Raw genomic sequence first — 14627 nt, 5'->3', positions numbered from 1 at the left:
CCGCCATCCACCCCATTTCCTACCGAAGGCAAAACCAAATGAGCGACGTACAAAACTGGATCAAAGAAACCGTGACCAACACGCCGGTCGTGCTGTTCATGAAGGGCACCGCCCAGTTCCCGCAATGCGGCTTTTCCGGCCGCGCCATCCAGATCCTGAAAGCCTGCGGCGTCGACAACATCGCCACCGTGAACGTGCTGGATGATGCGGAAGTCCGCCAGGGCATCAAGGAATTCTCGAACTGGCCGACCGTCCCGCAACTGTATGTGAACGGCGAATTCGTCGGCGGCTCGGACATCATGACCGAGATGTACGAATCGGGCGAACTGCAGGCCCTGCTGAAAAAGAATGGCTGATCGCCCCCGCCGCGGTGGCGACCGGCGGATCATCGTCGCCATCACCGGCGCGACCGGCGCGGTCTACGGCGTGCGGCTGCTCGAGCGGCTGCGCGCAATTCCCGGCGTCGAGACCCACCTGGTCATTTCCGACGCCGCTTCCCTCACCCTGCATCAGGAAGTCGGCCTGCAACGGCGCGACGTGGAAGCGCTCGCCCATGTGGTGCACAAGAACCGCGAGATCGGCGCCTCCATTGCCAGCGGCTCCTTCCAGACCGACGGCATGGTGATCGCACCCTGTTCGATGAAGACCCTGGCCGCGGTGGCGCATGGGCTGTCGGACAATCTGATCGCACGCGCGGCCGACGTGATCCTGAAGGAACGCCGGCGCCTGGTGCTGATGGTGCGCGAGACGCCGTTCAACCTGGCGCACCTGCGCAATATGACGGCCGTCACCGAGATGGGCGGCATCGTGTTCCCGCCCCTGCCGAGCTTCTACAACAACCCGGGCAGCATCGCCGAGATGGTCGACCACACGGTCGCGCGCGGCATCGACCTGCTGGGCATCGAGAACGAGCTCGCGCCGCGCTGGGCGGGCATGAAGAACGACGCCGCCTGACTACGTACTCAGCGGGGTTCTCCGTAGCGCTCCTGCTCTGCCTTCCTTGCTTCTCTTGCGTCTTCGATTTTTCTGCGCTGCTCGTTACGTTTGCGCATGATTTCTGCGTGTTGTGCCGCCGTCATCGGCGGCGCTGTCATGAGGTCTTTCAACTGCGCGGTACTGCTGTAGTTATTAATCATGAGGGCACTGCATCCTTATATGACCGATAACGCTGGCGGGCGCCAGTAGCAGGTAGATTATGCGCGAGACTCGGCAGTTTGTGCCGTCCCGTTGAAGAAAAATTGCAGTAGAGAATAAATAGACAACGGCCCGGCCGGATCTGCTCCGGGCGGGCCGCGATGCCGTACAGGCAGGGCTTACTTCGGCTGGTGGTTCATGCGCACCAGCATGCGGATGAACTCGCGTGCCAGCTGCTTGTGGTGCTCGTCCAGGCGCTGCAGGTCGGCGATCAGCTTGACGTCGGCCGATTCGAAACGGGCCGATGCGTCGGCGCTTTCGCCGCCGGCCGGGGCGTTTTCGGAGCCGCCGAAGCGCAGCCAGTCGGCCGGCACGCCCAGCCACTGGGCGATCATGCGCAGTTTTTCCTGGGTCGGGATGGCTTCGCCGACCAGCCATTTGCGCGCGGCGTGGACCGTGATCGGCCGGCCTTCGAAGCGAATGTTAAATTCGCGCGCCAGCCGCGTCGGGCTGTCCGGCGAGTAATGGGCATTCTTCAAGGCTTGCTGCAGACGTTCGCTGAAGCTTTCGCGCTCGTTGGTCGAATTCATCGGTGGTACTAGTGGTTCATGCAGGGCCGTCATGGTTTCTCCATGGTTCAGACCTTGTGTAACAGATGAAAAGTCTGAAAGTAACAAACATGTGAGTATTGACCAATTCTCACAGTGCTGTCCAGCAATTATCGCGCTTTGGGCCAAGAGAATAGGTAAGTGTGAAAAATATCCTACAGGAAAAAGAAAACGTTTGCTTGTACGATTTCAGTCGTGTAAACGAAAAAGGCAAGCCCAAGGCTTGCCTGCAATACATCATATAAGCGAAATGGGGCCGAAATCAGGCCAATCCGAAGCGGATGACACCGTCGGCGCCGGTTACACGCGTGAGGATACCGGCGTACCAGAGCGCATGCAGATGGGCCAGGGCCTCGCCGATCGCAAAGCTGAGCTGGTGGGCGTCGAGCTGGCGCCGGAACATCAGCGGAACAATGTCAACTGCGGAACGCGGCTCGGTGCAGGCGGCCCGCACCTCTTCCAGCCGGGCGGCGTGGTGTTCACGCAACTGCCGGATGCGCACATGCAGGCCGCGGAAAGGTTTGCCGTGCGAGGGCAGCACCAGGGTGTCTTCCGGGAGATCGGCGAACTTGTCGAGCGAAGACAGATATTGTGTGAGCGGATCGCCTTCCGGCTCGACCGCGAACACCGAGACATTCGTCGAGATGCGCGGCAGCACCATGTCGCCGGAGATCAGGATCCTGCCCTCCTCGGCATACAGCGACACATGCTCGGGCGAGTGGCCGAAGCCCGTGATCACGCGCCATTCGCGCCCGGCCATCCTCACCCGCTGGCCATCCTGCAGCCGGGTATAGCTCGGCGGCACGGCCGGCACCAGGCTCGGATAGTAATTGCGGCGGCTCCGCATCTGCTCCAGCAGGCCGGCGTCGAGCAGGCCATGGCGCTGGAAGTGGGGAATCGCCGACGGGCCGTCCACGCCCGGCAACGCGGCCGCCATCATGCGCGCGAAGCCGAACTCGGCGGCGCTGGTCCAGAACGGCGCCGCGAAACGCTCGCACAGCCAGCCGGACAGGCCGACGTGGTCCGGATGGCAATGGGTCGCGAACACGCGCAGCAGCGGCCGGCCATCCATCGGCCCGGCGATCACCTGTTCCCAGGCGGCGCGGGTAGCGTCGGTGCCGGCGCCGCAATCGACCAGTGCATAGCCGTCCCGCTCGCCGGCGCGGTCGTCCAGCAGCCACAGGTTGATGTGGTCGAGGGCGAAGGGCAACGGCATGCGCAGCCAGCGCAGGCCGGGCGCGAGTTCGTGCACGGTGCCGGGCGCCGGGATATCGTCGCCGAAGGGATAGGACAGCTGGGATTCGAGGAGGTTCATGCGGAGAATCTTTCGTGTTGGGCGGGCGCCGCAGGCTACAATGCATACAACATTGACGTTGACGTAAACGGAAACAAGAGCGCAGACTGCGATTCTATGTGATTTTCGACTATGCAGAATAATATGGGCCCGACCTACACCATCGCCGAACTGGCACGCGAATTCGACATCACCGCCCGCGCCATCCGCTTCTATGAAGACCAGGGGCTGCTCAGCCCGATGCGCGAAGGCCAGGGCGGCCGCAACCGCGTCTACACCCCGCGCGACCGCACGCGCCTGAAGCTGACCCTGCGCGGCAAGCGCCTGGGCCTGACATTGTCGGAGATCAAGAGCATCATCGACATGTACGAAACGCCAAAGGACACCGTGGCCCAGATCAACCGCTTCCTCGGCGTCCTGGCCCACCAGCGCGATACCCTCGAGCAGCAGCGCGCCGACATCGAGATGTCGCTGGCCGAGATCGCCGTCCACGAGGACGAATGCCGGCGCCTGCTGGCCGAGGCGGGCACGGCGCCGCAACCAGCCGATTCGCAGCGCGACGCCGCCTGACAAAACGTCCTGCTTGCGGCTAAACCTTGTCGTCATGGAAAGAGCAACGCCATGTGCCGCTTGACGTTTACGTTAACGTCACTCCGCGCTATCATCCGGTCTAGACATCGGCCATCCAGCCATAACGACACACGAGACACGAGAGGACGACATGCTGCATCTGCCAGGCTTGACCTTTGACCACGGCGAAGACATCGCCGCGCTGCGCGAAGCAGTGCAACAGTTCGCGGCGAGCGAAATCGCCCCGCGCGCGGCCGAGATCGACCGTACCGACCAGTTCCCGATGGACTTGTGGAAGAAGATGGGCGAGCTGGGCCTGCTGGGCATTACCGTGAGCGAGGAATACGGCGGCGCCGACATGGGCTACCTGGCCCACATCGTCGCGATGGAAGAAATCTCGCGCGCCTCGGCCTCGGTCGGCCTGTCCTACGGCGCCCACTCGAACCTGTGCGTGAACCAGATCAAGCGCAACGGCAACGAAGAGCAGAAGCGCAAGTACCTGCCCAAGCTGATCTCGGGCGAACACGTGGGCGCACTGGCCATGTCCGAGCCGAACGCCGGTTCCGACGTCGTCAGCATGAAGCTGCGCGCCGAGCTGAAGGGCGACCGCTACGTGCTGAACGGCACCAAGATGTGGATCACCAACGGTCCGGACGCCGACACCCTGGTCGTCTACGCCAAGACCGACATCGACGCCGGCCCGCGCGGCATGACCGCCTTCCTGATCGAGAAAGGTTTCAAGGGCTTCTCGATCGCGCAGAAGCTGGACAAGCTGGGCATGCGCGGCTCGCACACCGGCGAACTGGTGTTCCAGGATTGCGAAGTGCCGGTCGAGAACGTGCTGGGCGGCGTCGGCAAGGGCGTCAACGTGCTGATGTCGGGCCTGGACTTCGAGCGCACCGTGCTGTCCGGCGGCCCGCTGGGCATCATGTCGGCCTGCATGGACGTGGTCGTGCCGTATATCCACGAAAGAAAACAGTTCGGCCAGGCGATCGGCGAATTCCAGCTCATGCAGGGCAAGATCGCCGACATGTATTCGACCATGATGGCTTGCCGCGCCTACGTCTACGCGGTGGGCCAGGCCTGCGACCGCGCCGACAACCCGGCCGCCGTGCGCGCCCTGCGCAAGGACGCCGCCGGCGCCATCCTGTACAGCGCCGAGAAGGCAACCTGGATGGCCGGCGAAGCGATCCAGACCCTGGGCGGCAATGGCTACATCAACGAGTATCCGGTCGGCCGCCTGTGGCGCGACGCCAAGCTGTATGAAATCGGCGCCGGCACCAGCGAAATCCGCCGCATGCTGATCGGCCGCGAGCTGTTCGGCGAGACGGCTTGATTCACTAAAGGCTTCAACGCAGAGAGCGGAGAGGAGACGCGGGCTGGCGCATAGAGTCGAAACGACCGCTGCCAGCCCGCACCCCGAATACGTCGTCCTCGCGGCTCATGAACGTCGTCCCCGCGAAGGCGAGGATCTAGGTTAGTAGCACATCAACCAAACTTGGGTTCCCGCCTGCGCGCGAACGACGGCTTTAAAGCTAACGGTCATAGTAGAAATACCAGGGTCCTCCCACGACCAAAACCGCAGCCTTACAATATCCCCGTCCACCCTCCACCGCGCAGAAAACCGATGACCCAGGCAAGTTTCCCCAAACTGCTCTCGTCGCAGATCGCCTTCGACATCGCGCGGACCATCCTGGACGGTTTCGACCGCCATTACTCGCTGTTCCGCCAGGCCAGCCAGGCGGCCAAGGGCTATTTCGAGAAGGCCGACTGGCGTACCGCCCAGCGCGCCGCGCGCGAGCGCATCGACTTCTACGACAAGCGCGTGCAGGAATGCGTGCACGTCCTCGAGGACGCCTACGCGCCCGCGGACTTCAACGACGAAACCTGGCGCGAAACCAAGCTCCACTACATTGGCCTGCTGACCGGCCACAAGCGTCCCGAGCTGGCGGAAAGCTTCTTCAACTCCGTCAGCTGCCACATCCTGCACCGCCGCTACTACCGCAACGAGTTTCTGTTCGTGCGCCCGGCCGTCTCGACCGACTATATCGAGACCGAGGAACCGCAGCCGACCTACCGCGTCTACTATCCGCGGGTGGACGGCCTGCGTTTCGCTTTGCGCCGCATCGTCACCAATTTCCAGCTGGCCTGCCCGTTCGCCGACCTCGACCGCGACGTCGCCCTGGTCGAGCGCCGCATGGTCGAGAAGTTCGGACTGGACCAGGCGGAGCCGAACCAGCAGCTGCAGGTGCTATCGAGCCTGTTCTTCCGCAACAAGGGCGCCTACATCGTCGGCCGCGCCATCAACGGCGCGCGCGAAGTCCCCTTCGTCATTCCGGTCCTGCACGACCGCGCCGGGCGGCTGGTCCTCGACACCGTGCTCACCGAACCCGAACAGGTGCTGATCCTGTTTTCGTTCACGCGCGCCTACTTCCTGGTCGACATGGAAGTCCCGTCGAGCTATGTGCAGTTCCTGCGCAGCCTGATGCCGAAGAAGCCGAGGAGCGAGCTCTACACCGTGCTCGGCCTGCAGAAACAGGGCAAGACCCTGTTCTACCGCGACTTCCTGCAGCACCTGAAGCACAGCTCGGACGAGTTCCGCATCGCGCCCGGCATTCCCGGCCTGGTGATGCTGGTGTTCGAGCTGCCGTCCTTCCCCTACGTGTTCAAGGTGATCAAGGACTGGTATCCGCCGCCGAAGGACACCACGCGCGCCCAGATCAAGGAAAAATACCTGCTGGTGAAGCACCACGACCGCGTGGGCCGCATGGCCGACACGCTGGAGTACTCGGACGTCGCCTTCCCGCTGGCGCGCTTCCCGGAGCAGCTACTGGACCAGTTGCGGCGCGACGCGCCCTCGCTGCTCGAGATCGAGGGCGACCGCGTCGTCATCAAGCACCTGTACATCGAGCGCCGCATGGTGCCGCTGAACCTGTATCTGCAGGAGGCCGAGCGCAGCGGCGACGACGCCCGCCTCGAGCACGGCGTGCGCGAATACGGCAACGCGATCCGCGACCTGGTGGCCGCGAATATCTTCCCCGGCGATATGCTGTACAAGAATTTTGGCATGGTGGGACAAAACCTCCGCCACGGCCGCGTCGTGTTCTACGACTACGACGAGATCGAGTACCTCACCGACTGCAATTTCCGCGACATCCCGGCCCCGCGCAACGAAGAGGACGAGATGGCGGCCGAGCCCTGGTACCCGATCGGCCGGCACGACGTCTTTCCCGAGCAGTTCGAACGCTTCCTGCTCGGGAACCCGAAGATCCGCGCAGTCTTCATGCGCCATCACGCCGACCTTCTCACGCGCGCATGGTGGCAGTCGCACAAGGAGCGCATCCAGGCCGGCGTGGTCGAGGACGTGTTCCCGTATCCGCAGCAGATCCGTTTTCACCCATTTAACCCGGCGGCCAGTCCGCCATCTTCCAACTTGGAGACCTTACAATGAATGATCCAGTCGTTATCGTCGGCGCAGCCCGTACCCCGATGGGTGCCTTCCAGGGCGATTTCTCTTCGAAGACCGCAAGCGACCTGGGCGCGGTGGCGATCAAGGCCGCCGTCGAACGCGCCGGCGTCGACCCGTCCAAGGTCGAACACGTCTACTTCGGCAACTGCCTGATGGCCGGCCAGGGCCAGGCCCCGGCGCGCCAGGCGCTGATCAAGGCCGGCCTGCCGATGTCGACCGGCGCCGTGACCCTCTCCAAGATGTGCGGCTCGGCGATGCAGGCCGCAATCTTCGGCTACGACGCCCTGAAGGCCGGCAGCGCCGACGTGATCGTCGCCGGCGGCATGGAGTCGATGACCAATGCCCCCTACCTGATCCCGAAGGCACGCGGCGGCTACCGCATCGGCCACGCGCCGATGTTCGACCACATGATGCTGGACGGTTTAGAGGACGCCTACTCGCGCAACGAAAAGACCGGCGAAGGCCGCTCGATGGGTACCTTCGCCGAAGAGTGCGTGGCGACTTACCAGTTCTCGCGCGAAGAGCAGGACAACTTCGCGATCGAGTCCGTCAAGCGCGCGCAGGCCGCCAACAACGACGGCAGCTTCGCATGGGAAGTCGCGCCGGTGACCGTCGCCAACCGCCTGGGCGAGCAGGTCATCGAAAAGGATGAGGGCCCGCTGAAGGCCAAGGTCGACAAGATCCCGTCGCTCAAGCCCGCCTTCAAGAAGGACGGCACCGTGACCGCCGCCTCGTCCTCGTCGATCAACGACGGCGCCGCCGCGCTGGTCATGATGCGCGAGTCGACCGCGAAAGAACTCGGCCTGACCCCGATCGCCCGCGTCGTCGGCCACGCTACCCACGCCCAGGAACCGAACCTGTTCACCACCGCGCCGATCGGCTCGATGAAGAAGCTGTTCGAGAAGACCGGCTGGAAGGCCAGCGACGTCGACCTCTTCGAGATCAACGAAGCCTTCGCCGCGGTGCCGATGGCCGCCATGCGCGACCTCGACATCCCGCACAGCAAAGTCAACATCCACGGCGGCGCCTGCGCCCTGGGCCACCCGATCGGCGCCTCGGGCGCGCGCATCATCGTCACCCTGCTGGGCGCGCTGAAGAAGACCGGCGGCAAGCGCGGCGTGGCTTCGCTGTGCATCGGCGGCGGTGAAGCGACGGCGATGGCGATCGAGATGATCTGATCGTAGGGTGGGCACTCCTGTGCCCACGTTCGGCGTTTGCGTGGGCACGGTGTGCCCACCCTACGCTATGCTGACGGTTTGTTACCAATGCCTTAGGAGCTCATCATGTCCACCGTCCTCATTATTGGCGCCTCGCGCGGCATCGGCCACGAAATGGTGCGCCAGTACCGCGCCGAAGGCTGGCGCGTGATCGCCACCGCCCGCAAACCGCAGGACTGCGACGCGCTGCGCGAACTGGGCGCCGAAGCCCACCAGCTCGACGTGACCAATCCCGAAGCGATCGGCGGCCTGGGCTGGAAACTGGACGACGAGAAGATCGACCATGCCTGGCTGGTGGCCGGCGTCTACGGCCCGCGTCACGACGGCTTCCCGACCCAGCAGGAGTTCGACGCCGTCATGCACACCAACGTGCTGGCGGCGATGCGCCTGCTGCCCATCGTCGGCCCGCTGGTGGCGAACACGCGCGGCAAGCTGGCAGTGATCTCCTCGCGCATGGGCTCGATCGGCGAGCGCAGCAATGCCTCCGGCTCGCTGTACCGCGCCAGCAAGGCGGCKCTGAATTCGGTGCTGAAGGATGCCGCGCTGAGCTTCGGGCCGCAAGGCGTCACCTGCCTCACCTTCCACCCGGGCTGGGTGCAGACCGACATGGGCGGCGCCGGCGCCCCGCTCAGCGTCGAAGAGAGCGTGCGCACCTTGCGCGCCACCCTGGCCGGGGCCGACCGCTCGCAGAACGGCGCCTTCCTGAACCACGACGGCACACCGATCAGCTGGTAAGCCGTCACGAACAACGATAACGATACGAGACATATGATTCTGAGCGAAGAACACCAGATGATCCGCGACGCCCTGCGCAGCTATTCGCAGGAGCGCCTCGCGCCCAACGCAGCGCGCTGGGACCGCGAGCAGCATTTTCCGAAAGAGGAACTGAAGGAACTGGCCCAGCTGGGCGCCTTCGGTGTCGCGGTGCCGGAACAGTACGGCGGCGCGGGCCTCGACTACGTGTCGCTGGCCCTGGTGCTGGAAGAGATCGCGGCCGGCGACGGCGGCACCTCGACCATCATCTCGGTGAACAACTGCCCGGTATGCTCGATCGCGATGATGTACGCGAACGAGGCGCAAAAGGAAAAGTGGCTGCGCCCGCTGGCGCAAGGCGAGATGCTGGGCGCCTTCGCCCTCACCGAGCCGCATACCGGCAGCGATGCCGCCGCCCTGCGCACCACCGCCGTCCGTGATGGCGATGAGTACATCATCAACGGCACCAAGCAGTTCATCACCAGCGGCAAGAACGGCGACGTCGCCATCGTCATGGCCGTCACCGACAAGGCCGCTGGCAAGAAGGGCATCAGCGCCTTCTGGGTGCCGACGAATACGCCCGGCTACATCGTCGCCGGCATCGAGCACAAGATGGGCCAGCACTCGTCCGACACGGCGCAGATCGTGTTCGAGAACTGTCGCATCCCGGTGGAGAACCTGATCGGCGAAGAGGGGCAAGGCTACAAGATCGCGCTGTCCGGCCTGGAAGGCGGCCGCATCGGCATCGCCTCGCAATCGGTCGGCATGGCGCGCGCAGCCTTCGAAGCGGCGCTGGCCTATGCGAAGGAACGCGAGAGCTTCGGCACCGCCATCTTCGACCACCAGGCCGTGCAGTTCCGCCTGGCCGAGATGGCGATGCAGATCGAAGCCGCGCGCCAGCTGATCCTGCACGCGGCTTCGATGAAGGACGCGGGCCTGCCCTGCCTGAAGGAAGCGGCGATGGCCAAGCTGTTCGCCTCCGAGATGGCCGAGCGCGTCGTCTCCAGCGCGATGCAGGTGTTCGGCGGCTATGGCTACGTGGCCGACTTCCCGGTCGAGCGCATCTACCGCGACGTACGCGTGTGCCAGATCTACGAAGGCACCAGCGACATCCAGAAGATCCTGATCGCGCGGGCGCTGTGAACATCCGGCCGGCAGGTGCGGCCGACCTGCCGCCCTTCTTCGTCTACCTGGACGACCATTTGCGCGACAACGGCAGGGACGGCGCGCCGCTGTTCCAGCCGCTCTCACGGGCGCAGTCGCAGCTGCCGCCCGGCCTGAAGGTGGCCTTCATCGAAGGTCTCGCCATCCCGGTCGGCGAGCCGGGCTGGCGCCGCCTGTGGCTGGCGGTCGATAGCCGTGGCTCGATCGCTGGCCATATCGATTTGCGTGCGCGGCCCGAGCCTCTGGCACGGCATCGCGCGATGCTGGGGATGGGTGTGCATCGGGCTTACCGCCGGCGTGGACTGGGGACGCAATTGGTCGATACTGCCGTCGACTGGGCGCGCAGCCAGGATGGGCTGAAGTGGATCGATCTCGAAGTCCTGTCGGAGAACCGGCCGGCGGTTGCCCTCTACCTGCGTTCGGGTTTTGCGATGACGGCGAGGGTCGAGGACATGCTGGAGATCGATGGTGTGAGCCAGGATCTGAGCTACATGATGCGCGCGCTGGGCTGAAGCGATCAGGCTACCTGCGCACTTTTAGTTTGGGGCTGCTCTTTTCTCACGTCCTGAACAATTTTCCCGCCATGTAGGACGACAACACGCTCAGCCATGGCAATGGTTTCGGGCCGGTGTGCCACGATGATACGGGTCAGCTTGAGGCTCTGGATCGCTGCGTTGACTGCCTGCTCGTTCCACACATCGAGATGGCTAGTGGCTTCGTCGAGGACCAGCAATTGCGGGTTCTTGTACAGTGCGCGAGCGAGCAGGATTCGCTGCTTCTGTCCGCCGGACAAGCCTGTACCGATATCGCCGACGAGCGTATTGTAGGCCATCGGCATACTCATGATTTCATTATCGATGGCGGCGAGACGCGCACATTCGACAATCTGTTCCTGATTCGGAGACGTGCTGAAGAAGCTGATGTTGTCCGAGATCGAGCCGGCAAACAGCGTATCGTCCTGCATGACCGTACCGATCAGTTGGCGGTAATTCGGCAGGCCCAGATTTGCCAGCTTCACTCCGCCGATGAGAATCTCGCCACTTGTGGGCTCAAGCAATCCGAGCAACAACTTCACCAAAGTGGTCTTGCCGCTGCCCGATGGGCCGGTCAAAGCAATGCATTCGCCTGGAGTGATCTTGAGATCGAGATCTTTGATGATGTAGGGTTCACTATCCGAATAGCGGAAGGAAAGCTGACGCAGTTCGATGGATGGCGTAATCCCCGTCGGGTCAATCTCATGCGTAAAAAAATCCTGCTCGGCTTCAGTCATCACGATATCGGCCACGCGTTCACCATGCAGGCGCAGCATCCTGAACTCGAATAGCTTGTCGACCAGACTAGCCATACGCTGGCTGAACTGGTCCTTGTAGCTGATGAACGCAAACAGCATACCGACGGAGAACTTCGCGTCCATGACTGCCAAGGCAGCGAGCCAGATGACGATTACCCGCTCTACCCCAAACAGGAGTGTGTTCGCGGTCTGGTACGACAAACCCAGCCTGGCGACGCGTAATTCGGAATTAAACTGGTCTGCGAGAGCGTTCAGCCAACCGGCGCGCCGCTCGTCGTTACGGCCGAACAGGCGGACGCTCTGAACACCTCGCACCGACTCCAGGAAATGGGTCTGCTGCTTGGCCGCATGGATGATCTGCTCGGACGTCGCCTCTTTCAATGGTCTGAAGATCAGCGCGCGCAGGACGACATACAACAAGACCGCACAAAACGCTACCACTGCGAGCTGCAGGCTGTACAGGCACATCATCACGAGCGTACCCAGCACAAGCACGCCATCGATGATGCCTTCGACGAACTGAATGGTGATGCTCTTTTGTATCGTCTGAATCGACCCGAAACGCGAAACGATATCTCCGGTGTGACGATTTTCGAAGTAAGGTAGCGGCAGCTTCATCAGATGGGTAAACGCGTTCCCGAACCACTGGAAATTAAGGTTGGTCGACAGCACGGTCGTGACCCATGAACGGACTGCGCCAATCGAAGCCTGCAACATGACCAGCAGCAGGAAGCCGCAGCCGAGGACCGTCATCAGTTCGTGATCGGCTGCAAGGACGGCTTCGTCAATCACCCATTGCATATAGAACGGAGCCACCAGCGCACATACCTGCAGCGCAAGGCCAAGAAGCAGCACTTGCGCCAAGCCCCGCCACAGCCCTACCACCCGGCCCATGAGGGACAGCAGCGGAATATCCCTGCTTTCATTTTTTGGCGAGAACTCACCTGTTGGCGTCAGTTCAAGCGCGACTCCCGTGAAATGCTTGGCAACTTCATCGAGTGCCAGGTGCCGTTCTCCAATCCCCGGATCGTGGATGAACGCGTGGGAATGGGTAACCCTCTTCAGGACAACAAAGTGGTTCATGTCCCAGTGCAGTACTGCCGGAAGCTTCAACTCGGGCAGGTGCGCCATCTCGAGCTTCAAGGGCCGGGGCTGCAGCTTCAGGCCTTGCGCCAGTGCCATCAGCCCCTTCAGCGTGGCGCCCTTGAGCGAAACGGAAAACCGTTCACGCATGCTCGACAGGTCAATCTGGTGACCCCAGTAGGATGCGGCCATCGCAATGCAGGCCAATCCACACTCGGCGGCTTCGGTTTGCAGAATGATGGGAAGGCGCTTGCCGCGCCAGAATGACAATTGCAGAGATGAGGCAATCTTCATAAGCGCTCTATAGAAATAGTGACCGAACAATGCAGGATCAGTTGACGGACTGCTTTGCCTAACTACTGCGACCAGAAATACTAAACAGCGGCTCAAGGATCCATTCATACAAGCGCCGATGTTCCAAGATGATGCTGGCGTTCAATAGCATGCCGGGCTTGAGGTTGACCGGCTTTCCGTAGGCGAGCACTGATTGCTGCTTCAGCTTCAAGCGGATGCGGTACAACGGTTCGATCGTTTGGTTCGATACCGTTGCAGCACTGGGCAGCGTCAACTCCTGCGCCGACATCGATGTGCCTGCTATCTCGTGAACGACTGCCTCGTATTGACCGAATTTCTGGTACGGATATGCCTGATAGCGTAGCAGCACCTTCATCCCCGGCTTAATAAATCCGACAGCGCGAGAAGGTGCATAGATCTCCGCTTCGAGTTCGGAGCCGGTCGGTAAGATAGATGTCATGGTCGAGTCGGCGGAGATGGGCTTGCCGACTTCCACAGTAATCGCAGCGACCGTACCTGCGGTTGGCGCGGTCACCTGGATTTCCCGTCGGGCCTCGCTCTCCGCAAGATCCTGTTGGATTGCTAACTTGTTGCGCTTTAATGTCGTTTCGTCCCTCTGCGCCTGGTACCATAAATCATGATATTCGGCTTGAGCAGATACATAATCGCGCTGGCTTATTCCTTTGAGACGCTCAAGTTCAGCCAGCCGCTGACGTTGATCCAGAAGTTCTCCTTCACGTTCTTCCAGCTGCGCTGCAGAAATATAGTTAGTTGCATGCAAATCTCTATATCGTTGAAAAGCTTGTGTCACCAGTGATACACGGGATCTTTGCAACGCAATCTGGGATTCCAGACGCGCTCCTTCTTCCAGTAACGCGGCCGCCTTCCTCTGTGCTGCCAATACGCGCTGACTCGACTGCTGGCTAGCTTGCAGTAGTTCGTCACCGTAGCTGTCGCGGCGATTCTGCAACAACTCGATGACCGTTCTCTCGGCTGATCGAAGAGTGCCAATATTGCGTTCGTTAGAAAGTACGAACAATACGTCGCCTGCTTTTACTTTTTGCCCCTCCTTGACCAACACTTGATTAACGACTCCCGACTGCCCAGGGCGTACACGAATCAAACCTTCGCTCGGCAATAACACGCCTGGCGCATCGACCTTCCGTGTCGTGGTAAAGAAAATGAAAAATGTGATAATGCCAATTGCGATCGCGCAGAAGAATGCAGTCAATATTCTGTGGTTGACATAGCTCACCAAAATTATCGTTCCATACTGCCGCGTATTCGCAAAATCAACAGCTTGCTGACGGAATAGGGCCTGTACTTGGTAGGATGGCTTTTCCATCCCAAAATTTGACTCTCTTTCAACTTTATTCATTGATGGTATGCCGTTCCAAAAGCCACACCCTCATTCATTTTTTTTGCTCTGTCAAACAGAAAAATCAATCAATACAAAATCTAGTATTATTGATGACAAAAAACCATCTTTCGCATAACATTGCGTCGCTAAAACTTCATCAACAAGTCATAGAAAATTGACGATGTTCTGCCTTATCTCAATTGATCAGATGGGACAATAAAACGTCGATCAAGTTAACCCAAGATCACGAAATTCAATACTGTAAAAGACCTCTTTAGTGCAACTAAAATCGTCGCAAAAAGAATTCAATTATTCAATGAAGTCAAATATATTTGATTTATATCTATGAATGCGAATACTTGCTTGACGATTGAAAACCTAATAAATACT

Annotated in this window: 13 protein-coding genes and 1 pseudogene; 9 read left to right on the top strand and 5 right to left on the bottom strand. The window is 61.1% G+C overall.

All coding sequences use genetic code 11. The features are described from left to right. Positions 1–38: 38 nt before the first annotated feature. Together grxD and AC1DOQ_RS11690 are read left to right on the top strand one after the other, a co-directional pair. Complete coding sequence (gene grxD / locus AC1DOQ_RS11695; RefSeq protein WP_477363668.1) at positions 39–356, top strand: Grx4 family monothiol glutaredoxin; 318 nt, start codon at positions 39–41, stop codon at positions 354–356. Continuing rightward, entirely contained in the window at positions 349–954 is a 606-nt protein-coding gene (locus AC1DOQ_RS11690) for a UbiX family flavin prenyltransferase (RefSeq protein WP_477363665.1), read from the top strand. The genes grxD and AC1DOQ_RS11690 overlap by 8 nt, the downstream gene beginning before the upstream one ends. An 8-nt stretch (positions 955–962) precedes the next feature. On the opposite strand, the gene AC1DOQ_RS11685 is transcribed toward AC1DOQ_RS11690, so the two are convergent. The 3 genes from AC1DOQ_RS11685 to AC1DOQ_RS11675 all read right to left on the bottom strand — a co-directional run bounded on the left by AC1DOQ_RS11685 (position 963) and on the right by AC1DOQ_RS11675 (position 3057). Further along, the gene (locus tag AC1DOQ_RS11685) at positions 963–1136 is read right to left on the bottom strand and encodes a hypothetical protein (RefSeq protein WP_477363662.1); all 174 of its coding nucleotides are present in this window, start codon (positions 1134–1136) and stop codon (positions 963–965) included. A gap of 177 nt (positions 1137–1313) precedes the next feature. Next, positions 1314–1724, bottom strand: a complete 411-nt coding sequence (locus AC1DOQ_RS11680; protein ID WP_477363659.1) for a hypothetical protein — start codon at positions 1722–1724, stop codon at positions 1314–1316. A gap of 280 nt (positions 1725–2004) precedes the next feature. Continuing rightward, positions 2005–3057 carry an MBL fold metallo-hydrolase gene (locus AC1DOQ_RS11675; RefSeq protein WP_477363656.1) on the bottom strand — a complete coding sequence of 351 codons (1053 nt, stop codon included), beginning with the start codon at positions 3055–3057 and terminating at the stop codon, positions 2005–2007. A gap of 123 nt (positions 3058–3180) precedes the next feature. On the opposite strand from AC1DOQ_RS11675, the gene AC1DOQ_RS11670 reads away from it, so the two are divergent. The 7 genes from AC1DOQ_RS11670 (at position 3181) to AC1DOQ_RS11640 (ending at position 10721) form a co-directional block, all read left to right on the top strand. Continuing rightward, positions 3181–3606, top strand: coding sequence for a MerR family transcriptional regulator (locus AC1DOQ_RS11670; RefSeq protein ID WP_441935229.1), 426 nt, complete (start codon positions 3181–3183; stop codon positions 3604–3606). Between the two features lie 151 nt (positions 3607–3757). Further along, positions 3758–4942 carry an isovaleryl-CoA dehydrogenase gene (locus tag AC1DOQ_RS11665; RefSeq protein ID WP_477363653.1) on the top strand — a complete coding sequence of 395 codons (1185 nt, stop codon included), beginning with the start codon at positions 3758–3760 and terminating at the stop codon, positions 4940–4942. 291 nt (positions 4943–5233) lie between these two features. Beyond that, positions 5234–7057 (top strand): bifunctional isocitrate dehydrogenase kinase/phosphatase, encoded by a 1824-nt coding sequence (gene aceK / locus AC1DOQ_RS11660; RefSeq protein WP_477363650.1) that lies wholly within the window; start codon positions 5234–5236, stop codon positions 7055–7057. Then, a complete protein-coding gene (locus AC1DOQ_RS11655; RefSeq protein WP_477363647.1) occupies positions 7054–8253 on the top strand; it encodes an acetyl-CoA C-acetyltransferase in 1200 nt (399 codons plus the stop codon). Before aceK ends, AC1DOQ_RS11655 begins: the two co-directional genes overlap by 4 nt. Positions 8254–8358: 105 nt before the next feature. Continuing rightward, a complete protein-coding gene (locus AC1DOQ_RS11650; protein ID WP_477363644.1) occupies positions 8359–9027 on the top strand; it encodes an SDR family oxidoreductase in 669 nt (222 codons plus the stop codon). 33 nt (positions 9028–9060) lie between these two features. After that, positions 9061–10188, top strand: a complete 1128-nt coding sequence (locus AC1DOQ_RS11645; protein WP_477363642.1) for an acyl-CoA dehydrogenase family protein — start codon at positions 9061–9063, stop codon at positions 10186–10188. Continuing rightward, a complete protein-coding gene (locus AC1DOQ_RS11640; RefSeq protein ID WP_477363639.1) occupies positions 10185–10721 on the top strand; it encodes an N-acetyltransferase family protein in 537 nt (178 codons plus the stop codon). Before AC1DOQ_RS11645 ends, AC1DOQ_RS11640 begins: the two co-directional genes overlap by 4 nt. On the opposite strand, the pseudogene AC1DOQ_RS11635 reads toward AC1DOQ_RS11640, so the two are convergent. Together AC1DOQ_RS11635 and AC1DOQ_RS11630 are read right to left on the bottom strand one after the other, a co-directional pair. Next, positions 10618–12877, bottom strand: a pseudogene (locus AC1DOQ_RS11635) (peptidase domain-containing ABC transporter); the annotation flags it as partial. The gene AC1DOQ_RS11640 and the pseudogene AC1DOQ_RS11635 overlap by 104 nt on opposite strands. 58 nt (positions 12878–12935) lie before the next feature. Continuing rightward, positions 12936–14255 carry an HlyD family secretion protein gene (locus tag AC1DOQ_RS11630; RefSeq protein ID WP_477363636.1) on the bottom strand — a complete coding sequence of 440 codons (1320 nt, stop codon included), beginning with the start codon at positions 14253–14255 and terminating at the stop codon, positions 12936–12938. Between the last annotated feature and the right edge of the window lie 372 nt (positions 14256–14627).

Source organism: Massilia sp. 01N417, from assembly GCF_056399645.1.
Note: the sequence above shows the minus strand (reverse complement) of the source record. Positions and strands in the feature narration are given on the sequence as shown.